Genomic DNA, 22,858 nt, shown 5'->3' with positions numbered 1-22,858 from the left:
ACGGGCGCACCCCGAGCACAGGCGGCGAGGGGCCTCCCACACACACCGGAGGCCCACCTGCAGAGCACGTCCGCGGTCACGGCCCGGGATCACCCGGAGCCGGGGGGCATCAGGCGGCAGCTCGGTCATGGCCGGCACCGCCCCCGCGCCGCTTCCGACCTGCCGCGAGGGCCTCTGCTTCCGGGCGAAGGCCCTCGCTCTCGCCGGACCACATCCGCCGTCAGCGGCGGCGCACTGGGCCTACCCGGAGGAACGGACCTGTCGGGAGGTCGACGCCGACGTGCTGCGGGATCGTCGGCTGTCGGCGGTCAGGTCCGTCTGGGAAGCACTGCGTCCGCTGGGGGTGGGCCTGCACGAGGCCGAGCGGGTGGTCCACGCGCGATACGAGGCCCTCGACGATCGCGTGCAGCGCACGCTGCCCGACTTGCTCGACCTCCCTTCACTCGCAGCCCGCGCCGCCGCCCTCCCGGGCCGTGTGGCGGCGGTAGAGGCGATTTGGGAGGCGACACCGTGCATGACTGGTTCGTGGACCTGGTCGCGGTCCTGGACTCCCCAGACGGGGAGAGCCACCTGGCGACCGTCTACCACCACCCTGGCGGTTCTCCACCCGGCGTTGCTGCCGCCAAGGCAGGCCGGGCGCTGGCCGGCTATCTTGGCGTGCCGTTTCACTTCGCTTCCCCGGACGTCCCGGATGACCAGGCACCGCGCTGGCGGACAGTCCGGCGGCTGCTTGAAGACGTCGCAACCTCCAGCGAATCAAACGGGAGCTGCTGTTCGGAACACCTAAGACCGCACGGTCCACCCGAACCGTCTCTCTGCCGAAGCGCTGCGTAGACGCACTCCGCACCCACCAGGCGGTGCAAGCGCAGGAACAGAAGGTCGCCGGGGAGAAGTGGCAGCCGCCGGCGGGCCAACCCAAGGGGCTGGTCTTCACCACTGCCACCGACCGCGCCACCGACCCGCGCAGCCTGAACCGCATGCTGACGATCCTGTGCCGGAACGCCAAGGTGCGGCGCGTTCGGGTACACGACCTGCGGCACACATGCGCCTCATTGCTGCTCGCCCAGGGTGGAGACGCCCGCACGATCACGGAAACCCTCGGTCACAGCACGATCACTATGAGGCGGGACACTTACGCCCACGTGATGCAGACAACCCTGCACGCGGCTGCCGAGCGCATGGACGACGCACTGGGACTCGAGGACGCTAACGAGGAGACTGGCTAGGGGAACCGAATCAATCGCGATGCCGTCGAAGGGGCAATTTAGCTCTGAAAGGCCTCACCGTGACGAAATCCAGCATGTACCTGCTCGTCGCATCCGCTGCGCTTGCCCTCGCCGTGGTCGGCTGCGACGCAGGGTCCACACCGGCCACCACCGGAGGCGTCCAAGCAAAGGCAGCCCGATGGTCCGAACCCAATCGGTATTCCTTCCGGCTGCTCTCCGAGTCCGGAGAGCGGGGCGGCCTTGGGGAGTACCGGATCACCGTGGGAAACGGGAAGGTCGTCAAAGCGATCGGCCTCGACGAGCCGGCCCGGCGCACGGTCGAGGAGAATCCGCAGGATGTCCCGACGCTTGGCGGTCTCCTCACTGATGTCCAGAAGGCCCGTGCAGGCCAGGCTGAAGTCGCGGAGACGGTATTTGCCGCAGATGGACACCCCGCTGAGATTCACATCGACTGGCTGAAGAATGCCATCGATGACGAGGCCGACTACCTCATCACCGAATACCGCGAACTCCCCTGACTGGCGCGGCAAACTGCCGTCTACCGCGTGCCCGCCCTTCGGCCGGACGACAGCATCGCGATTGATTCGGTGCCTGTCCGATCTTCCCGCAGACACCCCGCTGACCACGCTGGTCCGGCTCGCCAAGCTGCGGTGGCGCATCGAGCACGACTTCCGCAAACGATGTTGATGTCACCCGTTGATGTCAGAAGCCCCTCGGGATGATCCCGAGGGGCTTCTGAGCTGTGTGCACTCGGCAGGATTCGAACCTGCAACCTTCTGATCCGTAGTCAGATGCTCTATCCGTTAAGCTACGAGTGCTTGGCGTTCCGGGCTTTTCTGCCTGGTCGGCGTTGCGGGAACAACATTACATGACCTGCGCCGTCACGCGAAATCCATTACCCAAACCGCCCCTGACCTGCGGAAACGTCATGTTGGGCCACCTCTGCACGCGCCGTCGCGGACGCGCGCCCCATCCGGATACGACTGAAGCCCCGGCCAGTGGCACGGGGCTTCAGTGATCAAGCGGAGGCGGAGGGATTTGAACCCTCGATGGGCTTTAAGACCCAAACCGCATTAGCAGTGCGGCGCCATAGACCGGACTAGGCGACGCCTCCAGCACACCCCGCGCGAACGCGAGTGGTGTGTGCAGATGATGACACAGCTGAGCACTGCCTCACCAATCGCCGCCTACGGTACTAGGCCTTCGGCCGCCAGGGCAAAGTCTTCGGGTTGCGCAACGCCGGGGCATGCGGAGCGTTAGTGATGACGGGGTGCCGCCTCTCCGTCATCCACACGTCCACAGGAGCCCACATGCTGCGCCGTCTCGCCCTCACCGCTGTCACATCCTTCGCCGCGCTGTCCGCCGCCGCACCGGCCGCGACCGCTGCCACCGGCCACCTTCCGCTGCCCCTCCCGCTGCCGGTACCGGCGCTCCAGGGCGACGACAGCGCCGGGGCGACCCAGCTGACGGTCACGGTCTCGGATTCCGGATACCGCGCCGCCGACGGCGTGTACGAACTGAAGTGCCTACCCGCCGGCGGCAGCCACCCGGTGGCGCAGCAGGCGTGCGACCGGCTCGCGGAGCTGGGGGAGCCCACGGGTGACGGCAGAAACCCCTTCCGCCCGGTGCCCGCCGACACCCTGTGCACCCAGCAGTTCGGCGGATCGGCCACGGCCCGGGTCACCGGAACCTGGCACGGGCAGCGTGTCGACGCCGCCTTCGACCGCAGCAACGGATGCGAGATCGCACGCTGGAACAACCTGCGGCCGGTGCTGCCGAATGTCCGGTGACCCGGGGTGGCCGGGGCCGTCACGGGACACGTCAGGGGCAGGGGTCGTACGCGGTATGCACAGAACCTTGGTGAGGGCTCCCCGCGCATCCGCCGCCGGATGCCCCTCCCCTGCCTTTAGACTCCTCCAGTGACAGCCTGCGGCCCGAGGGGCAAGATGGGGCCCGCTGTCCGGCAAGGTGCGGTAACCAGGGAGGAAGCGTCGTCGTGAGCAGCAGGCCATCCCGAGGCGCTGCTCGCCTCGCAGCCATACTCGACGCTCTCCCTGACGGGCTGCTGCTCGTCAATTGCAACGGCACGGTCGTCAACGCCAACACCATCGCCCTCGAAATGTTCGAGACGCCGGGCACCGCGCTCGTCGGTCGCGGACTTCTCGACCTGCTTCCGGAGTTCGACTCCAAGCTGATCCCGGGATCGATGCGCAGGCCCGAGGCGGCGGACGAGCGGGGCCGGACGAAGCCGACGCGGATGATCGCGCGGCGGACCGACGGCAACGAGTACCCGGTCGAGGTGACCAGCGCCAGCCTGGAGGACGGGCAGGCCGCGTACAACGACTTCCAGGCCGGCTACAACGGCAGCTACACGGGCGACGAGCTGCTGATGCTCGTCGTACGGGATCTGTCGGGCACCGTCGACACCGAGGCCGAGCTGGCCCGTTCGCAGCGGCAGACCGAGATGATCCTGCGGGCCGCGGCCGAGGGGGTCGTCGGCACGGACACCGACGGCCGGGTCGTCCTGGTCAACCCCGCCGCCGCGCAGATCCTCGGCTTCCGCGCCAGCGACCTGGGCGGCCAGAAGCTGCACCCGCTGATCCTGCACTCGCGTGCGGAGGGCGAGCCGTTCCCGTACGAGGAGTCACCGCTCGCCGACACGCTCAAGTCCGGTCGCAAGCACCGGGTACGCGGGCAGGTGCTGTGGTCCAAGAGCGGCGCGCAGGTGCCGGTCGATCTGACGACCGCGCCCGTCCGGGACGGGGACCAGCTGGTCGGTGCGGTGATGACGTTCACCGACCGCCGGCCGTACGAGGAACTCACCAACGAGCACACGGCACGGCTGACCGAGCTGACCGAGCAGCACACCGCCGAGGTCACCCGGCTGACCGAACGGCACACCGCCGAGGTCACCGGGCTGACCGAGCAGCACACCGCCGAGGTCACCGGGCTGACCGAACGGCATGCCGCCGAGCTGGCCGACCGGACCGAGCGGTCCGCGGCCGAGTCGGAGGAGCTGACCGAGCGGCTCGCACAACTGACCGCCCGGCACGCACAGCTGACCGCCGTCCTCGGCGAGTCGCTGCGCGGGCCGCTGGAGGAGCTGCGCGGCGAGCTCTCGACGCTCGCCGCCGACCCGGCGGGCCAACTGTGGCCCGAGGCCAACCAGATCCTGCACCACCTGGCCGCCGGCTACGCCCGGATGACGACGCTCGTCGACAACGTGCTCGGTTACCAGCGTCTCGACGGCGGGGCGGAGGCGCTGGTCAAGGAGAAGGTGCTGCTCGACTCGGTCGTGACGGCCGGTATCGACGGCGCTGTGGAACTGATCGGTCCGGGGCGCGCGCAGTTCGCGGTGCACGCGCCGCCGATCGAGGCCGAGGTGGACGCGGGGCGGCTGGTGACGGCGCTCGCCCACCTCGTCGCGGACGTCGCCGGGGTCGACTCGACCGGCAGGGCGCGGGTGGCGCCGGGCGGCGGCTACGTCGACTCGACAGTGGTCGTGGCGGCGGCTCAGCGCGGTGAGGTCGTACGGATCGAGGTGCGCGGACCGTTCGCCGGGGGCGACCCAGTGCACGAGCCGATCGTGCGCGGGATCGTACGGGCGCACGGCGGCGTACTGCAGACGCACGAGATGCCGGGGATGAGCGGCAGCGCGTACGTCCTCGAAGTGCCGCTGGGCGCGGGGGCGGGGACCGTACTGCCGCCGCAGACGCCTCCCGTTCCGGCTGCACCCGAGGAGACCGGGCAGCAGCAGGGGACGCCGGGCAGCGGACGGCGCAGGGCGCGACGCGCCTCGACGGACGCCTTCCTGGAGAGCCCGGTGGGCGGTGGGACGGCCGCTTCGGGGGCCGAGTCCGGTGACACCGCTGCGGCGGAGCCGACGGGGCGGCGCAGGGCGCGTCGTGAAGCGACGGCGCAGGACGAGCACGGCGGGCAGCAGCCCCAGCAGTCGCCCCACGAGCTCATCCCGGCCCAGCAGGGCGGGGGATCCGGTCGCAGGCGGGGACGGCCCAGCCCGGCCGAGACGGGCACCGGTCAGCCCGCGGAGCAGCCGGGGCAGGCGTTGGCGCTGCCCGCGGCCGTGGCGACGTCCGAGGGGTCGGTGGTGACGGCGGCCGAGGGCGTTCAGGGCGTGGGCAACCGTCCGCAGCGTGGGCAGACCGTTCCGCCGCAGGGCGTGCCCGCCGAGGCGCCCGTGCCGGTGCCCGTGGGCGGTGGACGGGCGCGCCAGGGCAACGAGAACCAGCTGGCCCTCCCGGCCCTCGCATCTGCCCCGGCGCAGGACCGGACGGCGTCCCGGACCGGCCGACCGCAGACACCACAGGGTCAGCAGACCGAGCAGAACCAGCCTCAGGTGCAGCAGCAGCCGACCGGGCGACGGGCCCGCCGGGCGCTGGCGGCCGCGCAGGACCGAGCCGCCGCGGCCGAACCGGTGGGGCCGCGTACCGCATTCGCCCTCCCGCCCGCCGATGCCGACCGGATCCCGCCCACGGCCCGTGAGGCGGACGCCTCACTGCCCGGACGCCATGACGCCGCGGGCGCGCCCCAGGACAACCCCCACACGCCGCCGCAGGAACACCCCGCACCGACCGGGCGCCGTCGAGCTCGTCACGCCCCGGACGCGGCCCAGCAACAGCCTGAACAGCCCGAACCCGCGCAGCAGCCCATGCAGCCCCAGCAGCCCTCCGGTCAACCGGAGAACGGCACCTCGGGAAAGGGCCTGGCCGCCCTGAACGCCCCCGGCGACGACCTGACCCGGCCTGGAACGGGGCACACCACCGGCGCCACGGCCACCACTGCTCCTGCCGGCCCGGCGGAGAGCCGTCCGGGTGCCATCGCGCCCGAGCCTGCTCCCGTGGCCGAGCCCGCGCCGGATCCCCGGCGACAGCCGCTGCCCGCCGAGGCACCGATGCCCGCGTCGGCGCCGGTGTCTGCTGCTGCACCCGCCTCCGCCGACTCGACGCAGGGGCGCGCGTTCAGCGTGCGGACCCTCGGACAGGGCGTGCCGTTCGCCGAGCACCTCGCGCACCAGCAAAACCAGACGCTCGGCGGCGCCGGGCGTCGGCGTAAGCTCGCCGCCCCGCCCGAGGACGAGCCCGCCGCGGACCCCGCCCTGCCGCAGCCGGGCACCGCATCGAACGCCGCCCCCCAGCCCGGCACCGCGCCCACCACCAATGCCTCCGGGCAGCTCCTCTCCGCCCCGGCCGCCGAGGGGCGTGCGTACGCCATAGGGGCACCCGACGAGGGCGCCGAGGGGCCTGAGCCGCTGGACGGCCCGGGCGGCGCGGTCGAGGTCGCCAACCGTCCGTCGCCGCAGCCGGTCGACGACGAGCTCCCCCCGGAACCGCTGGACAACCCGCGCCGACTGCTCGTCTGGCCCGCGCCCGACGTCTCCACCCAGCAGGCGCTGAGCGACCGCGGCTACCGGCCGGTGATCGTGCACTCCCGCGAGGAGGTGGACGCCCAGATCGCGGCGTTCCCCGCCGCGCTCTTCGTGGACCCGCTGACCGGGCCGATCACGCGTACGGCGCTGCAGTCGCTGCGCCAGGCGGCCGTGGCGGCCGAAGTTCCGGTGCTGGTGACGGCCGGTCTGGGACAGGCGTCGCGGGAAGCGGCGTACGGTGCCGACCCCGCGGTGCTCCTCAAGGCGCTCGCCCCTCGCGACAGCGAGCAGCACCCGCCGCGGGTGCTGCTGATCGAGGAGCACGAGGAAATCGCGGTGGCTCTGACGGCGACGCTGGAACGCCGCGGCATGCAGGTCGCGTGCGCCTCGACCGACAGCGAGGCGGTCTCCCTCGCCACCCGGATGCGGCCGAATCTGGTGGTGATGGACCTGCTGCAGGTACGCCGCCGCCGAGCCGGGATCGTCGACTGGCTGCGCGCGAACGGCCAGCTCAACCGGACCCCACTGGTCGTCTACACCTCGGCCGACATCAACCGGGCGGAGCTGCCGAGGCTCAGCTCCGGCGAGACCGTGCTCTTCCTGGCGGAACGCTCGACGAGCGAAGAGGTCCAGTCCCGCATCGTCGACCTGCTGGCGAAGATCGGCACGAACTGAGGCAGGTGTCGTCGCCGACGACGGGCGAGGGCGATACGGGACTTCCCGCACCGCCCTCGCCGTCAGCGCACCGCTCAGAGCTGCGTGATGTCCAGCTCGCCCGCCGCGTACTGCTTGCGGATCACCTTTTTATCGAACTTCCCGACACTGGTCTTCGGCACCGCCGGAATCATCGACCAGCGCTCCGGCAACTGCCACTTGGCTATGCCGGACTCGGCGAGGAACGCCTTCAGCGCCTCGTATTCCGCGACTGCGCCGTCCTTGAGAACGACGGTCGCCAGCGGACGCTCGCCCCACTTCTCGTCCGGGACCGCAACGACGGCGGCCTCGGCCACATCCGGGTGCGCCATCAGGGCATTTTCCAGCTCGACGCTGGAAATCCACTCGCCACCGGACTTGATGACGTCCTTGGCGCGGTCGGTGAGGGTGAGGAAGCCGTCCTCGCTGATGACGCCGACATCACCGGTCCTCAGCCAGCCGTCCTCGCTGAACTTGTCCTCGGGGCGCAGCGCCTCGCCGTCCGCGCCACCGTAGTACGCACCGGCGATCCAGGGACCGCGGACCTCCAGCTCACCGGCCGACTCCCCGTCCCAGGGCAGATGATCGCCGCCGGGGCCGACCAGTCGCGCCTCGACTCCGGCCGGGAAGCGTCCCTGGGTGATGCGGTACGGCCACTCCTGCTCCGCCGTCAGCCCGGCGGGCGGGTTGGCCATCGTGCCGAGCGGCGACGTCTCGGTCATGCCCCAGGCGTGGCAGAGACGGACACCCAGCTTGTCGTACGCCTCCATGAGGGAGGGCGGACAGGCGGCGCCGCCGATGGTGACGCGGGCCATCGAGGTCAGATCGCGCGGGTTGGCGGTGACCTCGGCGAGCAGACCCTGCCAGATGGTGGGAACGGCGGCGGCGTGGCTCGGCTTCTCGCGCTCGATCATGTCCGCGAGCGGGGCGGGCTGCAGGAACCGGTCCGGCATCAGCATGTTGACGCCGGACATGAACGTCGCGTGCGGCAGGCCCCACGCGTTGACGTGGAACTGGGGGACAACCACCAGCGTGGTGTCCTTGTCGGTCAGCCCCATCGACTCCGACATGTTGACCTGCATGGAGTGCAGGTAGACGGAGCGGTGCGAGTAGACGACGCCCTTGGGGTCGCCGGTGGTGCCGGAGGTGTAGCACATGGCGGCGGCCTGACGTTCGTCCAGCTCCGGCCAGTCGTAGCTGGACGGGCGGCCGGCGATCAGCTCCTCGTAGTCGTGCACCCGCGGCGCGGCGCCGTCGAGCACGGAACGGTCACCGGGCCCGGCGACGACGACGTGCTCGATCGACGTCAGCTGCGGGAGGAGCGGCGCGAGGAGCGGCAACAGCGAGCCGTTGACGAGGACGACCTTGTCGTCGGCGTGCTTGACGATCCAGATCAGCTGCTCGGCGGGGAGCCGCAGGTTGAGCGTGTGGAGCACGGCGCCCATGGAGGGGATCGCCAGGTACGCCTCGACATGCTCGGCGTTGTTCCACATGAGGGTCGCGACTCTCTGGTCGCCGACGACACCGAGCTCGTCGCGCAGGGCGTGGGCGAGCTGCGTGGCACGGCGCCCCACCTCGGCGAAGCTTCGCCGCTGCGGCTCGGGCTCGCCGGTCCAGGTCGTGACCTGCGACTTCCCGTGGATCGTCATCCCATGCGCCAGGATGCGGGTGACAGTCAGCGGTACGTCCTGCATGGTGCTCAGCACGGCGTCCTCCCGGTGGGCGCTACGCGGCAGTAAGGTTCCGCTGATTCTGCGCGCATACCAAGTGGTATGTCACTAGTCCCGGGCATACGAATCGGCGTCTGTCGACTTCTCCTGCACGCATCGGCGCAGCGCCCGGGGCACGGAATCCCGGGATTGAGGACGGGAATCCGCCGATGACCTGGACGTCTTCCATGCACTCATCAACTTCGGCGGGCCTGGTCGCCGACGAACTGGGTCACGAACTCACGTGCTCACGGACTGGCGGGCTCACCGGCGTGTGCGGGTCACGCGGGCTCACCGGCGTGTGCGGGGCTCAGAGGTACTCACAGGGGCTCACAGGCCGGCGGCCTCGCGGGCTTGAGCCGGATCGCAGACGGACGGGCTCGCGGGGTCAGCGGACGGGGGTCAGCTCCGGGTCTTCACGCAGCTTGCCGAGCGCCCGGGACACCGCGCTCTTGACCGTACCGATGGACACCCCGAGCACCTCGGCCGTCTGCGCCTCGCTGAGATCCTCGTAATAGCGCAGGACGACCATCGCCCGCTGCCGGTCCGGGAGCCTCAGCACGGCTCGCCACATCGCATCGCGCAACGACTGCTGCTCGGCCGGATCGGGCGCAGGAGCCGTCTCCTGCTCGGGCAGCTCGTCGCAGGCGAATTCGTCCACCTTCCGCTTGCGCCACTGCGAGGTGCGGGTGTTCACCAGGGCCCGGCGGACATAGCCGTCGAGCGCCCGGTGATCCTCGATCCGTTCCCACGCGACGTACGTCTTGGTGAGCGCGGTCTGCAGCAGATCCTCGGCATCGCTCGGGTTCGCGGTCAGCGAGCGCGCGGTACGCAGCAGCACGGGCCCCCGCGCCCGCACGAACGACGAGAACGACGGGTAGGGAACGTAGGGCGCCCGCCCTGCATACGAACCGTACGATCCCGGTGAACCATGCGACGCATGCTGCGTGTGCGACGCCGGCGAGGTGAGCGGCGCGTGTCCGGTGGCGGCAGTGGCTCCCCTGGAGGCGCCCGTGCAGACTGGCGTGGTCATAGGTCCACGCTAGGAGCGGGTGCTACCCGGGGGATCGGCCCCAGGTCCCGAAGCCGCGTCCGCCTCAGGTTGTAGGGGTAGGGCCGGCCCCACCTCCTGGAGGAGTAGAGCTCGTCATCAGGACTCAGGGTCGCCCCTGAGACAACGGGCCTGCTCCTGCGCCACGGTCAGTCGTCGGTGCCCAGAATCAGTCCGGAGGTAGGCACCCCTGTGCCCGCTGTGACCAGGGTTCTGGCCGCCCCGGATATCTGGTTCACCGACGTGCCCCGGATCTGCCGGACCGCCTCCGCGATGCCGTTCATCCCGTGCAGATATGCCTCCCCCAGCTGACCTCCATGCGTGTTCAGGGGCAGCGCGCCGTCCGCCACGAAGTCGGCGGCCTCGCCCGGCCCGCAGAAGCCGAACTCCTCCAGTTGCATCAGCACGAACGGGGTGAAGTGGTCGTAGAGAATGCCCACATCAATGTCGGACGGGGTGAGTCCGGAGGTACGCCAGAGCTGCCTGGCGACGACGTCCATCTCCGGCAGCCCGGTCAGCCCGTCACGGTAGAAGCTGGTCATCTGCTCCTGCGCCCGCCCTGCGCCCTGTGCGGCGGCGACGATCACCGCAGGCGGACGCGGAAGGTCCCTGGCCCGCTCGGCGCTGGTCACGACGATCGCCTGTCCGCCGTCGGTCTCCTGGCAGCAGTCGAGCAGCCGCAGAGGTTCGACGATCCAGCGCGACGCGGCGTGGTCGGCGAGGGTGATCGGCTTCTCGTAGAAGTACGCCGCCGGGTTGCGCGCCGCATGGCGCCGGTCGGTGACCGCGACATGGCCGAAGGCCTCCGGGGTCAGGTTGAAGGTGTGCAGATAACGTTGGGCTGCCATGGCCACCCAGGAGGCGGGGGTGAGGAGCCCGAAGGGGAGGTTCCAGCCGAGCGCCGTCCCCTCGGCGGAGGGTTCCCGGTGCTGCACCCCGGATCCGAAACGCCGCCCCGAGCGTTCGTTGAAGGCGCGGTAGCAGACCACAACATCGGCCACCCCGCTCGCCACAGCGAGCACCGCCTGCTGCACGGTCGCGCAGGCCGCCCCGCCGCCGTAGTGGATGCGGGAGAAGAACGACAGCTCTCCGATGCCGGCCGCCTGGGCCACCGTGATCTCGGGGCTGGTGTCCATGGTGAAAGTGACCAGACCGTCGACATCGGCGGGGGTCAGCCCCGCGTCGTCGAGGGCGGTTCGCACCGCCTCGACGGCCAGCTTGAGTTCACTGCGCCCGGAATCCTTGGAGAACTCGGTCGCCCCGATCCCGACGATCGCTGCCCGGCCGCCGAGCGAATCGGCCCTGCGCACGCTCATGCCGATCCCTCCGGAACGCTGACGGTCACCGTGCCGGTGACATGCCTGCCGAGCCCGTTGGCGCCGACGACCGTCACCTCGGCCGTTCCGGCGTCATCCAGGGCCGTGATGGCGCCGCTCAACACCATGGTGTCCCCGGGGTAGTTGGGTGCCCCCAGCCTGATGGCGACCTTACGGAGCACCGCAGACGGCCCGAAGTGGTCGGTGACGTACCGCCCCACCAGGCCATTGGTCGTCAGGATGTTCATGAAGATGTCCGGGGAACCCTTCTGCTGCGCGAGCTCCGCGTCGTGGTGCACGTCCTGATAGTCGCGGGAGGCGACGGCGCCCGCGACTATGAGGGTGCGGGTCACCAAGATCTCCAGCGGCGCCAGCTCCTCGCCGACCTTCATTGCGATCCCTCCTTCACCAGCACCTCACCCAGTTCCTCGAGCACTTCACTGCCGCATCCCAGGTAGGAGTCGAGCTGACGGCCCCAGAGGAAGTGACGGTGGACGGGGTGGTCGAGGTCGGCGCCCGTACCGCCGTGCAGATGCTGTCCGGCATGTACGACTCTCTTGCCGGCCTCCGAGGCCCACCAGGCCGCAGTGAGCGCCTGGGCGCCGTAGGCCAGACCCTGGTCGTGACGCCATGCCGCCTCGTACGCCGTGACCCGTATCGCCTCGGTGTCCATGTGCGCGTCGGCTGCGCGCAGCAGCACCCCCTGGTTGGTGGAGAGCGGGCGCCCGAACTGCTCCCGGGTGGTGGTGTGGGCGACCGCTCGGGCCAGCGACCCGGCGCACACCCCGGCCTGCAATCCCGCGAACGCCGTCCGGCTCGCGGCCAGCACTGCCCCGTACATCCCGGCTGCCGCTGCCTCTCCTGTCTCCGCGTCCGGCTCCCGCCCCGTTCCCCCTTCTGCTTCTGGTTCCGGGCTCGGCTCGGGGCTCAGCTCCGGCCCCGGACCGCCGAGCCGTTCGCCGGGAGCCCGGTCCAGGAGGAGCCGCGCCGCCGACCACGGCGCCGTCGTCTCCACCGGCACGACCACCACGCCCGGATCGGCAGTCCGCACGACCCACAGCACCCGGTCCGCATCCGCCACGAGCACCAGGGTGGCGTCCCGCAGCCAGGGCACATAGGGCACGACGCCGCTCAGCCGCCCTTCCCCGTCGGTCCGCAGACCGGAGCGTGCCGGAAACGCTCCGGTGGCCACGGCCGTGCCGTCCCGCAGGGGTGGCAGCAGTCGCTCCCGCTGTTCGTCCGTACCGTGGTCGGCGACGGCGAGCAGCCCGTACACACAGCTCGCGGCGAACGGCACCTGCGCTGTCGTCCTGCCCTGTTCCTCCAACAGCAGCACCAGGCCCAGCAGCCCGATCTCCTCGACGGCGGCTGTGAGCCCGGCTGCGCACAGCTCCTTCCACAGCTCGGCATCCGTCCCCGACCCTGCGGCCGCCAGTCGCTCGTGCGTAGCCAGGTCACCGAAGATCTGCGCGGCGAGCCCCTGTGCCGCGCCCTGCTCCTCCGTGGGCGTGAAGTCCATGTCAGCCCTCGCTCCCCCGGAAGACCGGCAGCTCCAACTCGGGGTCCGTACGCAGGAATTCCAGCCTCACTGACATTCCCGTCCGCACCTTGTCGTAGGGCACGCCGACCACATTGCTGACCATCCGCACGCCCTCCGCCAGCTCGATCAGCGCCACCGCGTACGGCCCGGCGTCGCCGGAGGAGCTGAAGGCAGGGAAGGGCGGGTGATGCATCACGACGTGACTGAAGACCGTGCCCTCGCCGCTCGCCTCGACCGTCTCCCACTCCTGGCAGCCGCACTCATTGCACCCGGGGAGCCAGGGAAAACGCAGGGTCTCGCACTCCCGGCACCGCTGGATGAGCAGCCTGTGCTCGGCGACGCCCTGCCAGAAACCGGCGTTGTCCCGGTTGATCACCGGTCTCGGCCGCAGGCTCCGGCTGCTCTGCCTCAACCCGCTTCCTCCACCCCGCTGTCCCCCTTTCCCCCCTGCCGGCGTGTACTTCAGGATCCGGAAGCGATGTGTCCCGGCCGGTTCACCGGCCGCTCGGACGTCCATCCGCGTCGTGATGAAATAGCCCGTCCCCAGCTTCGTCGTCTTCCGTTCCGACACCGACTCGATCACCGCATCGAAAGTGATCCGGTCTCCGGGCCGCAGCGGCCGCAGGTACTCCTGCTCGCAGTCGGTCGCGACCACCGAGGTGTACCCGGCACCGTCGAGCAGGCCGAACAGCTCGTCGTACGCCCCGGACCGGTCGGTGTGCCCCGACAGGCCACCCATCGTCCACGTCTGCAGCATCGTCGGCGGCGCGATCGCCCCCGGCCCCACGTATGCGGGATTCCCGTCCCCCATCGCCTCGCACCAGTGCCTGATCATCGCCTCGTTGACCAGGTCCTTGCCGACGCCGGCCGTGGCGGCCGCGTGCCCTTCGTACGCCTTCAGCCTCCCGTACAACTGGTCCCCTGCGTCCGTCACCGCTTCCCCCTCTTCATGCCGAGCCGCATCGTCGCGACGATCTCCCGCTGCACCTCGCTCACCCCGCCCCCGAAGGTGTTGATCTGCGCCGCCCTGTTCATCCGCTCCAGCTCCCCGTCCCCGAAGGAGCCGGGCGATCCGCCCCTGACCATCCCGGCCTCGCCGGTGATTTCCTGGCACATTCGATACACCTCGACGGCCGATTCGGTTCCCACGAATTTCACGCCGCTCGCGTCCCCGGGGGCCACCGAGCCCGCCCCGACGTCCCCCACCAGACGCCAGTTGAGCAGGCGGGTTGCCGCCAGCCGGGCATACGCCTCGGCCAGCCGGGACCGCACCCACGGCTCGTCAACCGGACGCCGCCGCGTCGCCGGATCGGGGGTACGGGCAAAGGCGAGCGCCGCCTCGTAGAAGTCCTCGGCCTGCATCCCGATCGCTGCGAGCGCCACCCGCTCGTGGTTCAGCTGGTTGGTGATCAGTCCCCAGCCGCCGTTCTCCTCGCCGACCAGGTTCGTGGCGGGCACCCGGATCCCGTCGTAATAGGTGGCCGTCGTGGTCAGTCCGCCCACGGTCTCGATCGGGGTCCAGGAAAAGCCCGGCGCGTCCGTCGGAACCAGGATGATCGAGATGCCTTTGTGTTTGGGCGCCTCCGGATCTGTACGGCAGGCGAGCCAGATCCAGTCCGCGTTCTGCGCATTGCTGGTAAAGATCTTCTGCCCGTCGATCACCCAGTCGCCCCCACTCCCGGCTTCGCTCGAGCGGGAGGCGCCCCCTCCGTCCCGCACCGCCCTGGTCCGCAGCGCGGCCAGGTCCGTGCCGGCCCCGGGTTCGCTGTAGCCGATCGCGAAAACGAGGTCCCCGCTCAGGATCCGCGGGAGGAAATACTCTTTCTGCGCCTCGGTCCCGTACCTCATCAGCGTCGGGCCGACGGTGTTGAGCGTGACCATGGACACGGGTGCGCCCGCCCGGTACGCCTCGTCGAAGAAGACGAACTGCTCGTCGGGTCCGCGGCCCTGCCCTCCGTACTCGACGGGCCAGCCGAGCCCGAGCATCCCGTCGGCACCAATACGCCGCAACAGCCGACGCTGCTCGACCGGGTCCTCTGGCGCCGTCCGGGGCCTGGGCTTCCCTGCCGCCCCAGGAGTTCCGTCCGTCCCGGGGGCCGCGTCGGCTCGAGCGGTCGGATCCGTCCTGGAGATCACATCGCGGAAATACGTGCGGAGTTCGGCGCGCAGCTGCTGCTGACGTTCCGTCGGGGCGAGGTGCACGGCGGCGGCCTCCTGAACGCGGCGTACGGATCAGTATTTCTGACTGTCCGTCAGATCGCTGATCGCTGTCAAGGCCGACGGCGCCCGAACACTCCCGCCCGCACCCTCCGGAACGCGAACAGCCTGCGCAAGGAGACCGAAGTGTCCTTGCGCAGGCCGCTGTTCACCCCGTCGCGCCCCGGCCCACCGACCGGCCCGCGGCGGCCCCCGGCTCACCAGAGATTGGTGAAGTTCACCGTGATACTCCTATTGGACTGGTCGATCATGGTGAAGGCCGAGCCGTTCACCTGCGCCGAGTTGCTCCGGTTCGACGCCCCGGAGCCGGTGGCCTGCTGCTGCGATGTGGACGAATTACCGACGTTGTCCCCACCGACTCCGCTGCCGCTGATCGTCGCAACACCCGCGTTCGATCCACCGTTCGCGAACGAGCCGTTGTCGGCCTGGGCCACGCCGCTGAAGAGTGCGGCGGCGAGGGGCAGTGCGGAAACAGCGGCGAGGGCGCGAGCGGTACGGATGCTTGCCATGTCAATTCCTCCAGGATCCGGAAGTGCAGCTTTTCCCAAGGCGGTTGGCCGACCGCCCCGGTGTGGGTCACGACGTCGCGAGACCAAAATTGCCCACCGAATCCTCCATGAACCACCCATGATCCACGATTCCCCCGCAAGCATGAGGAACACCTGATAAACCTCCCGCGCGCCCTCAAAAGCTCCGGTTCATTAGCCGCACGCATGGATCCGCCCCACGCGATCCCGCGCACCCCCGAAGGAGAAGCATTTCAAAACATTTCCTGACAATCGTCCCCATCGACCCCCAGATGTACCCAGGCCCACCCATCGACACGTCGATCCCACCCCCACCCTCTTCCTTTTCTCGAACAACTGTACGAAAATCGAGTATGGCCATCACCGACCGGCAGACTGCCACCCTGGCCCTCGCCCACGCGCTCTCCGCCGCCGAGCACGGGCTCCCCGTCATCCCGCTGTCCGCCACCAAGCTCCCCGCCCTGCGTTCCCCCCACCGCGGCGACGACCGCCCGGTCAGCTGCCGGGGCGCCTGCGGCCTTCCCGGACACGGGGTCCATGACGCCACCACGAACCCCGCCGCCGTACGAGCCCTGTTCGCCGCCGCTCCGTGGGCCACCGGCTACGGCATCGCCTGCGGACGCGCCCCGCACCACCTCATCGGCATCGACCTCGACATCGATGCCTCTGGCCGCAACGACTCCGCGGCGGCCCTCCAGCAGCTGGCTCTGCACCATCGGTTCAGCATCCCGCCGACCGTCACGGTCATCACACCGAGCGGCGGGCGCCACATCTGGCTCACCGGTCCGCCCGGGGTGCCCATACCGAACTCCGCCAGCCGCCTCGCCCCCGGCATCGACATCCGCGGCGCCGGCGGCTACCTGGTCGGCCCCGGCTCGGTCACCACCGGCGGCACCTACCGACTCGCCCCTGGCGCCGCCGATCTCTCCCCGGCCCCTTGCCCTCGCGCGCTCCTGCGGCTGCTCACACCCCCCGCACGCCCTCACCACCCCTCACCCCGCCCTCACCACGGCCGGGGCCTGGTCCAGTTCGTCCTCGCGGCACACGAAGGACAGCGCAACACCCGCCTGTTCTGGGCAGCTTGCCGTGCGTACGAACACGGCTTCGGCGACGCCCTCGCGAATGCCCTCACCAGGGCCGCCATCCGCACCGGCCTCACCGAACACGAAGCCCGCGCCACCATCGCCTCGGCCGCCCGCCTCACCTCCGGCCGCCCCGCCGGCCCGGAGGGCAGCCCCGACCGGCCGCCTTGACCCGACGTGCCGGGCAGGCACACAGAAGGGGCGCCCTCTCGGACGCCCCTTCACAGGTGATGCGGTGGGTGTGGGATTTGAACCCACGGTGACATCGCTGCCACGACGGTTTTCAAGACCGTTCCCTTAGGCCGCTCGGGCAACCCACCATCGCCCCGACCCACCAGGGTCGGAGCGGGTACAGCGTACCGGCCTCACGCGGTGCCCGGGCGTCGTGGTCCACACGGGGTCCATTGAGAATGACGCAACCTCACCGCGCCGGGCGCAGTCCTGCCCATACGTCAAGGTCTTCGGCTGGGTCCGGCCAGAGGTGAGGAGCGGGTGAGGCTCATTGCCGGGCGCCGGAGGGCCGAGGCGCTGCACCGCAGGCGCATGAAGCTGCCCGACTGAACGGTGCCGTAAGACCATATGGATGAAGCGATCCGCTGACCGGTGGAAGGAGTTCCCGTAGCCTCGCCTCGAAGGCCAGGGCTACGGTTCGCCTGTGCGGGGTCAACTGATCGCAGAACTCCCCGAGATGGCCCGGCACTCACTCCGAGGCCAACACCGACGCGGGCCCCAGAGCTTGCGTGGCGGTGTGGCACGCCCGGTCGAGCTTGCCTTGGTCCAGATGGGTACGCGCCGGCCGGAATGAAACGCGCGGCCGGCAGGGGGCGCCGAATCGCTCGGCACCCCCCTCGCCTGCATCTTTCCTGACCACGGACAGCCGGTCCGGTCAGTTGTCGCCCTTGCGCTGTCCCAGGGTGACTTCGGCGGTCGACACCTTGCCGTCGCGCTTGTACGTCAGCGTCACCTTGTCACCCGGCTTGTGGGTCCAGATCTCGCCGATCAGGGTCGGGCCGCTGTCGATCACCGAGTCGTTGAACTTCGTGATGACATCGCCCGCCTTGAGACCGGCCCTGGCCGCCGGACCGTCCGGCGAGACGGCCGGGGTGCCGCCCGAGCCCTGGTTCGAGATGACGGCTCCGCCGGTCTGCTCGTCCATCGTGACCGTGGCACCGATCACCGGGTAGACCGGCTGACCGGTCTTGATCAGCTGCTGGGCAACATTCCTCGCCTGGTTGATCGGGATCGCGAAGCCGAGGCCGATGGACCCCGCCTGCGACTGGGCGCTGCTGCCGGTGGACTGGATCGCCGAATTGATGCCGATGACCGCACCGCGCGCGTCGAGCAGCGGACCGCCGGAGTTGCCCGGGTTGATCGAGGCGTCGGTCTGCAGTGCGCTCATGTACGAGTTGCTGCCGCCGGAACCGTCGCCGGAGGCCACCGGGCGGTTCTTGGCGCTGATGATGCCCGTCGTGACCGTGTTGGACAGACCGAATGGCGCACCGATCGCGATCGTCGAATCACCGACCGCAACCTGGTCCGAGTTTCCGAGGGCGAGCGGCGTGAGACCCGACGGTGCGTTCTTCAGCTTCAGCACCGCGACGTCGTAACCCTGCGCGCGGCCGACCACCTCGGCGTCGTACTTCTTGCCGTTGGAGAACGTCGCCGTGAGTAGGCCGCTGTTCGCCGCGGAGGCCACCACGTGGTTGTTCGTGAGGATGTGGCCTTCCTTGTCGTACACGAAGCCGGTGCCCGTGCCGCCCTCGCCGTCGCCGCTCTGCGCGTTGATGGTGACCACACTCGGCAGCGCCTTGGCCGCGACACCCGCGACCGTACCGGGATCGCGCTTGAGGACCTGAGGGTTGGACGCCGTGACCGTGGTCGAATCGGAGGAGTTGTTGCCGTTCCGGTCGGCCGCCCAGTAGCCGAGGGCGCCGCCGATACCGCCCGCCACGAGCGCCGCCACCGCCACCGCCGCCACCAGGCCGCCACCTCGCCGCTTGCGCGGGGCTCCGGGCGTCTGCAACTGGCCGGGGGCGCCCCACACGGGACCACCGTCACCACCCGCACCGTGGGCGTACGCGGGAACAGCGGCCGGGGGCGGCGGCCAGGTACCCGCAGGCTGGGACTGCGGCGGCTGCGGCGGCGGCCAGTCATTCGAACGCTGGGGCTGCTGAGACGGCTGCTCCGGCTGCTGGAACTGCTCCGTTGCCGTTGCCTCCGACGATTCCGGGCTCGCGGGCGCCGGCGGGGACGCAGGCGTGCCCTCAGGAGCAGCGGCCGGCACGGGAGGTGCGGACGGAACGGACGGAGCGGCTTGAGCCGCGGTGCCCTCGTTGCCCTCGTTCTCTGTGCTCACAGCTCTTTACTCCTCGGTTCCTCATCGGTTTCGGCAAGAGATCCGCTGTACACGTGCCTGGATCCAGCTTTTCCCATGGCCTGTCAGGCCACTGTAAGCAGGACCTGTGCATCCGCACACCAATCTTTATATCCGGCAAAACGGTCCCTCGTCGCGAGGTGCACGCGCCCGTCGCCCCACGGTGACACGATGACGTGGTGACCCACGCACGGCAGCACACCCCGCACCACCCCATTCAGGTCATCGCACACCGCGGAGCGTCCGACGACGCGCCCGAGCACACCCTGGCCGCATACCGGAAGGCGATCGAGGACGGCGCCGACGCCCTGGAGTGCGATGTACGTCTCACCGCCGACGGCCACCTCGTCTGCGTCCACGACCGCCGGGTGAACCGCACGTCCAACGGGCGGGGTGCCGTCTCCGCCCTGGAGCTCTCCGCACTCGCCACACTCGACTTCGGCTCCTGGAAGGACCGCGAGGAGTCTCCGGACTGGGACCCGGTGCCGGGCGAGCTCACCTCCGTACTCACTCTGGAGCGGCTGCTCGAACTGGTCGTCGAGACGCGCGCCGCCGGGCGCCCCCTGCAACTGGCGATCGAGACCAAGCACCCCACGCGCTGGGCCGGACAGGTGGAAGAACGGCTGCTGCACCTCCTGAAGCGGTACGGGCTCGACACGCCACCGGCGGACGGCCCCTCACCGGTACGGATCATGAGTTTCTCGGCGCGCTCCCTGCACCGCATCCAGGCCGCCTCACCCACCCTGCCCACCGTCTATCTGATGCAGTTCGTCTCGCCGCGGCTGCGCGACGGCCGGCTGCCCGCCGGCGCCCGGATCGCCGGTCCGGGCCTGCGGATCGTACGCAGTAACCCCGGCTACATCGAGCGCCTGCACCGCGCGGGCCACCGCGTGCACGTCTGGACGGTCAATGAACCGGAGGACGTCGAGCTCTGCACCCGCCTGGGCGTCGAGGCAATCATCACGAATCGCCCAAAGCAGGTCCTGTCGCAACTGGGTCATCTTTAACATCAGTTACAGGGAGTACACCGGCGCATTCGATCCGTATTCGATCGTTACGAGTGCGTCACTGGCAGGCCAATGGCCGGTTTCCGGCCCAGTCCAGGAGGGCATTCACTCCGTGGCGTGGGGCAAAGGAGGTCTCGGGGGTGGCGTTGGTGGTGGCACAGGAAGTGCCCACGTCGTCGAGCATGGCCGTACCCCATGGCCCTGCGGGCGTGGGCCAGGCGCGGCACCGGATGCGCGAGCAATTGCGCAGCTACGGGGTGTCGGATTCGGTCGTCGACGATGCTGTATTGATCCTTTCCGAACTTCTCAGCAATGCCTGTCGACACGGCAGGCCGCTGGGGCGACACACGGATGTGGGTGACGGTGACGTCCGCGCCGCATGGCGCGTCGACAGAACAGGCGGACTGACCGTCGAAGTGACCGACGGAGGCGGTCCCACCAGACCGATTCCGGCCACTCCTTCGGTGACGGCGCGCGGCGGACGCGGACTCAACATCATCAGCGCCCTCGCCGAGGAGTGGGGCGTACGCGACGGCTCGTCCGGTGAGGTCACCGTCTGGGTGGTGGTCAGCGAGGGTCATGGGGCCAGGAACGGACACGTGCCGGGGCTCGACGGGCTGGACTTCGCCGACGCCTTCGACGACGCGGGCTGACGCCGACGCACCCGTTGCATGCCGTCCGGACGCACGGCAGAGGCGCCACCCGGCGGACAGAGGCCCGTACGGACCGGCAGGCGGACCACGTGCCGACCGGTGTCCCGGCCGACCTTCCGGCGTATGTACACGCAGGCGCCCGGGCGTCTGTGCCCCGTACCCGACACGGGCCGCTAGGCTCGCGGCCCAGACCGCACTGTCGCAATCGGGAGAAAGCCCACCATGGCCAAGAAGCGCCCTCAGACCAAGGCCGGGAAGCAGCAACTCAAGGACGGAGAGATCCCGGTGGTCGGGGCTCGTGAGCCCTGCCCGTGCGGTTCGGGCCGCCGCTACAAGGCGTGTCACGGCCGCGCCGCCGCCCAGGCCGTGACCGAGCTGGTCCACCGCCCCTTCGAGGGCCTGGCGGGCGAGTGCGACTGGGTCGCCCTGCGCGAGCTGGTGCCCGCCGCCACCGTCGAACTGACACTCAAGGGCGGGCTGCCCGAGGGTGTGCCGTCCGTGACGCTCGCGACCGTGCTGCCGATGGCCTGGCCGGCACTGCGCCGCGACGACGGTTCCGTCCTCGTCGCCCTGCAGAACGACACCCCCTCCGGCGACCTCAGCCGAGACCTCGCGGACACCCTGCAGCGTGCACTGACCGCCGAGCCCGGCTCGCCCGTCGCCGCCCGCCGCGTGCCGGCCGACGGTCCGCGCCTGCAGGACCTGCTCGACCCGGAAGCGGTATTCGAGCCGGTCGTCCACTCCGGTTTCGAGTTCTGGGTCCCGGACGCGGAGAACGCCACGCCCGAGGTGTCCGCGTCCCTGGAACGCGCGAACGAAGCGGCGATCCCGACCGTCCTGCTCTCCGGGGTGGACGCCGCGTACTGGTGCGAAACCCCGGAAAAGAACCACCTGCGCTGGGTCATGCCGCACCCGGAGGAGCAGCTGCTCGACGCGCTCGCCCGGCTGCACGCCGCCGGCACCTCCTCGCTCGGCGAAGGGACCCGGCTGGTCGGCTCCTTCCGCGCGCACGGGCTGATGGTTCCGGTCTGGGACCTGCCGAGCGCGATGGGGGCAAAGGAGTGCGAGAAGCCCGCAGCCGAGTTCGTGGAGCGGCTGACGACGGCACTCGCCTCGGACGCCCCGCTCACCGCCGAGGAGCGCCGGGCCCGTGGCGGGCTCACCAACCGCCAGGTGACGCTCAGCTGACCGTGCGGACGTGACGACTCCTGCGGGCCGCCAGGTGACTCGCGTCACATCTGTCATACCCGCAGGTAAATCGCTGTGCGAATACGTGAGATCGAATTTGCGAACGGCAGATCTCTTGTTACCGTTCTAGAAGCCCGGTCGCTGGTGCATCCCCCGTCGCCAGCGACCGGGCATTCTCATGCCCGGACTCGGCGCGCGACGCGGTCCACGGGGCGGGCGACGCACAGCACCTGCGGACCGGCGTCAACCCGCCACAGGGGACGCCGGATTGGAACCGGCCCTCAGCAGAAGCGGCGTCTCCTCGGCCGCCCCCTCACCCGCGTACTCAGCCACTGCCGTGTACGCGTCGGGGCCTCCGTGCGACGAGTGGCGAGGCGTTTCACAGACCCCCGGCTCATCCTGAGCGTCCACTGTGCAGCGCACTTCGACGGTCCAGCCGCCGGGCCCCATCAGGGTGAGTACGGACCGGAGTTCGCCACCCGTCGTATTGCGGCAGGAGCTGCGCGCCCAGATGCCCCTCCTTCGGTTATGTCGCAGGTCCGCGCCTCGACCCCCTCGGGGGACATCAGCTCGGGGCCGCAGCGGGCAACGGTCCGCGGAGCGGAACCGGCAGTGCCGGGGCCGGTGGCGACGCCGATTCCGGGGACCACCCTGGCCTAACCGACCTCACGAGAGCGGTCGGTATCCGACAGAAGCCCCATACCGAAACTCCCGTCCGAAGATCCTTTTGCGACAGTGCCTCTCATGCCCTCCAAACCTTTTCCGGAAGGTGCATCAGAAAGCCCGTCGACATCAGCCTCGATCCTTCAGAGGTGATCGTTGCCGCATAGGGTGATCACTTCGCCCCGTTTGTCCCCGCTGTTCGCGGTCAGGGTCATCGCGTGTCGCT

At 70.1% G+C, this 22,858-nt stretch carries 17 protein-coding genes and 3 tRNA genes; 8 read left to right on the top strand and 12 right to left on the bottom strand.

The genetic code is table 11. The features are described from left to right. Positions 1-755 precede the first annotated feature (755 nt). Positions 756-1,226 (top strand): tyrosine-type recombinase/integrase, encoded by a 471-nt coding sequence (locus AB0915_RS17475; protein ID WP_366691943.1) that lies wholly within the window; start codon positions 756-758, stop codon positions 1,224-1,226. Positions 1,227-1,300: 74 nt separating this feature from the next. Further along, on the top strand, positions 1,301-1,744 hold the full coding sequence (locus AB0915_RS17470) for a DUF6174 domain-containing protein (protein WP_366691916.1): 444 nt from the start codon (positions 1,301-1,303) through the stop codon (positions 1,742-1,744). A gap of 227 nt (positions 1,745-1,971) precedes the next feature. Here AB0915_RS17470 and AB0915_RS17465 read toward each other — a convergent pair. Both AB0915_RS17465 and AB0915_RS17460 read right to left on the bottom strand, forming a co-directional pair. After that, a tRNA-Arg gene (locus tag AB0915_RS17465) sits at positions 1,972-2,044 on the bottom strand. A 205-nt stretch (positions 2,045-2,249) separates the two neighbouring features. Then, a tRNA-Ser gene (locus AB0915_RS17460) sits at positions 2,250-2,340 on the bottom strand. Between the two features lie 196 nt (positions 2,341-2,536). Between AB0915_RS17460 and AB0915_RS17455 the strand changes: the two genes are divergently transcribed. Beyond that, the gene (locus AB0915_RS17455) at positions 2,537-3,016 is read left to right on the top strand and encodes an SSI family serine proteinase inhibitor (RefSeq protein WP_366691915.1); all 480 of its coding nucleotides are present in this window, start codon (positions 2,537-2,539) and stop codon (positions 3,014-3,016) included. Between the two features lie 206 nt (positions 3,017-3,222). Next, positions 3,223-7,287: a PAS domain-containing protein gene (locus AB0915_RS17450; protein WP_366691914.1), complete on the top strand. Its 4,065-nt coding sequence runs from the start codon at positions 3,223-3,225 to the stop codon at positions 7,285-7,287. 74 nt (positions 7,288-7,361) lie between these two features. On the opposite strand, the gene AB0915_RS17445 is transcribed toward AB0915_RS17450, so the two are convergent. The 8 genes from AB0915_RS17445 to AB0915_RS17410 all read right to left on the bottom strand — a co-directional run bounded on the left by AB0915_RS17445 (position 7,362) and on the right by AB0915_RS17410 (position 15,647). Then, on the bottom strand, positions 7,362-9,011 hold the full coding sequence (locus tag AB0915_RS17445) for a long-chain fatty acid--CoA ligase (protein ID WP_366691913.1): 1,650 nt from the start codon (positions 9,009-9,011) through the stop codon (positions 7,362-7,364). Between the two features lie 391 nt (positions 9,012-9,402). After that, positions 9,403-10,047, bottom strand: coding sequence for a SigE family RNA polymerase sigma factor (locus tag AB0915_RS17440; RefSeq protein WP_366691912.1), 645 nt, complete (start codon positions 10,045-10,047; stop codon positions 9,403-9,405). Between the two features lie 167 nt (positions 10,048-10,214). Beyond that, complete coding sequence (locus AB0915_RS17435) at positions 10,215-11,381, bottom strand: lipid-transfer protein (protein WP_366691911.1); 1,167 nt, start codon at positions 11,379-11,381, stop codon at positions 10,215-10,217. Continuing rightward, a complete protein-coding gene (locus AB0915_RS17430; RefSeq protein WP_366691910.1) occupies positions 11,378-11,773 on the bottom strand; it encodes a MaoC family dehydratase in 396 nt (131 codons plus the stop codon). The genes AB0915_RS17435 and AB0915_RS17430 overlap by 4 nt, the downstream gene beginning before the upstream one ends. Next, complete coding sequence (locus tag AB0915_RS17425) at positions 11,770-12,900, bottom strand: acyl-CoA dehydrogenase family protein (protein ID WP_366691909.1); 1,131 nt, start codon at positions 12,898-12,900, stop codon at positions 11,770-11,772. Before AB0915_RS17425 ends, AB0915_RS17430 begins: the two co-directional genes overlap by 4 nt. 1 nt (position 12,901) lies before the next feature. Continuing rightward, positions 12,902-13,855, bottom strand: coding sequence for an OB-fold domain-containing protein (locus AB0915_RS17420; protein ID WP_366691908.1), 954 nt, complete (start codon positions 13,853-13,855; stop codon positions 12,902-12,904). Beyond that, positions 13,852-15,123: an acyl-CoA dehydrogenase family protein gene (locus AB0915_RS17415; RefSeq protein WP_366691907.1), complete on the bottom strand. Its 1,272-nt coding sequence runs from the start codon at positions 15,121-15,123 to the stop codon at positions 13,852-13,854. The genes AB0915_RS17420 and AB0915_RS17415 overlap by 4 nt, the downstream gene beginning before the upstream one ends. Before the next feature lie 212 nt (positions 15,124-15,335). Beyond that, positions 15,336-15,647: a hypothetical protein gene (locus AB0915_RS17410; RefSeq protein ID WP_366691906.1), complete on the bottom strand. Its 312-nt coding sequence runs from the start codon at positions 15,645-15,647 to the stop codon at positions 15,336-15,338. A gap of 371 nt (positions 15,648-16,018) precedes the next feature. On the opposite strand from AB0915_RS17410, the gene AB0915_RS17405 reads away from it, so the two are divergent. Continuing rightward, on the top strand, positions 16,019-16,918 hold the full coding sequence (locus AB0915_RS17405; RefSeq protein WP_366691905.1) for a bifunctional DNA primase/polymerase: 900 nt from the start codon (positions 16,019-16,021) through the stop codon (positions 16,916-16,918). Between the two features lie 62 nt (positions 16,919-16,980). Here the strand turns inward: AB0915_RS17405 and AB0915_RS17400 are convergent. Both AB0915_RS17400 and AB0915_RS17395 read right to left on the bottom strand, forming a co-directional pair. Further along, positions 16,981-17,067, bottom strand: a tRNA-Ser gene (locus tag AB0915_RS17400). 566 nt (positions 17,068-17,633) lie between these two features. After that, positions 17,634-19,103: a trypsin-like peptidase domain-containing protein gene (locus AB0915_RS17395; RefSeq protein WP_366691904.1), complete on the bottom strand. Its 1,470-nt coding sequence runs from the start codon at positions 19,101-19,103 to the stop codon at positions 17,634-17,636. 197 nt (positions 19,104-19,300) lie between these two features. Here AB0915_RS17395 and AB0915_RS17390 point away from each other — a divergent pair, with 197 nt between their 5' ends. The 3 genes from AB0915_RS17390 (at position 19,301) to AB0915_RS17380 (ending at position 21,969) form a co-directional block, all read left to right on the top strand. Continuing rightward, positions 19,301-20,128 (top strand): glycerophosphodiester phosphodiesterase, encoded by an 828-nt coding sequence (locus tag AB0915_RS17390; RefSeq protein WP_366691903.1) that lies wholly within the window; start codon positions 19,301-19,303, stop codon positions 20,126-20,128. A gap of 32 nt (positions 20,129-20,160) precedes the next feature. After that, on the top strand, positions 20,161-20,781 hold the full coding sequence (locus AB0915_RS17385) for an ATP-binding protein (RefSeq protein WP_366691942.1): 621 nt from the start codon (positions 20,161-20,163) through the stop codon (positions 20,779-20,781). A 222-nt stretch (positions 20,782-21,003) separates the two neighbouring features. Further along, positions 21,004-21,969, top strand: a complete 966-nt coding sequence (locus tag AB0915_RS17380; protein WP_366691902.1) for a DUF5926 family protein — start codon at positions 21,004-21,006, stop codon at positions 21,967-21,969. The last annotated feature ends 889 nt before the right edge of the window (positions 21,970-22,858 follow it).

It is taken from the genome of Streptomyces sp. NPDC048411 (assembly GCF_040704695.1).
In the GTDB taxonomy this organism is placed as follows: domain Bacteria; phylum Actinomycetota; class Actinomycetes; order Streptomycetales; family Streptomycetaceae; genus Streptomyces.
The sequence above is the reverse complement of the archived record's forward strand: the minus strand, read 5'-3'. Positions and strand labels throughout refer to the sequence as shown.

What these genes read in the sequence shown, in the direction of transcription:
- AB0915_RS17470 (WP_366691916.1), top strand. Translation starts at nt 1,301, where the DNA reads ATGTACCTGCTCGTCGCATCCGCTGCGCTTGCCCTCGCCGTGGTCGGC.
- AB0915_RS17455 (WP_366691915.1), top strand. Translation starts at nt 2,537, where the DNA reads ATGCTGCGCCGTCTCGCCCTCACCGCTGTCACATCCTTCGCCGCGCTG.
- AB0915_RS17440 (WP_366691912.1), bottom strand. Translation starts at nt 10,047, where the DNA reads ATGACCACGCCAGTCTGCACGGGCGCCTCCAGGGGAGCCACTGCCGCC.
- AB0915_RS17435 (WP_366691911.1), bottom strand. Translation starts at nt 11,381, where the DNA reads ATGAGCGTGCGCAGGGCCGATTCGCTCGGCGGCCGGGCAGCGATCGTC.
- AB0915_RS17430 (WP_366691910.1), bottom strand. Translation starts at nt 11,773, where the DNA reads ATGAAGGTCGGCGAGGAGCTGGCGCCGCTGGAGATCTTGGTGACCCGC.
- AB0915_RS17425 (WP_366691909.1), bottom strand. Translation starts at nt 12,900, where the DNA reads ATGGACTTCACGCCCACGGAGGAGCAGGGCGCGGCACAGGGGCTCGCC.
- AB0915_RS17410 (WP_366691906.1), bottom strand. Translation starts at nt 15,647, where the DNA reads ATGGCAAGCATCCGTACCGCTCGCGCCCTCGCCGCTGTTTCCGCACTG.
- AB0915_RS17405 (WP_366691905.1), top strand. Translation starts at nt 16,019, where the DNA reads ATGGCCATCACCGACCGGCAGACTGCCACCCTGGCCCTCGCCCACGCG.
- AB0915_RS17380 (WP_366691902.1), top strand. Translation starts at nt 21,004, where the DNA reads ATGGCCAAGAAGCGCCCTCAGACCAAGGCCGGGAAGCAGCAACTCAAG.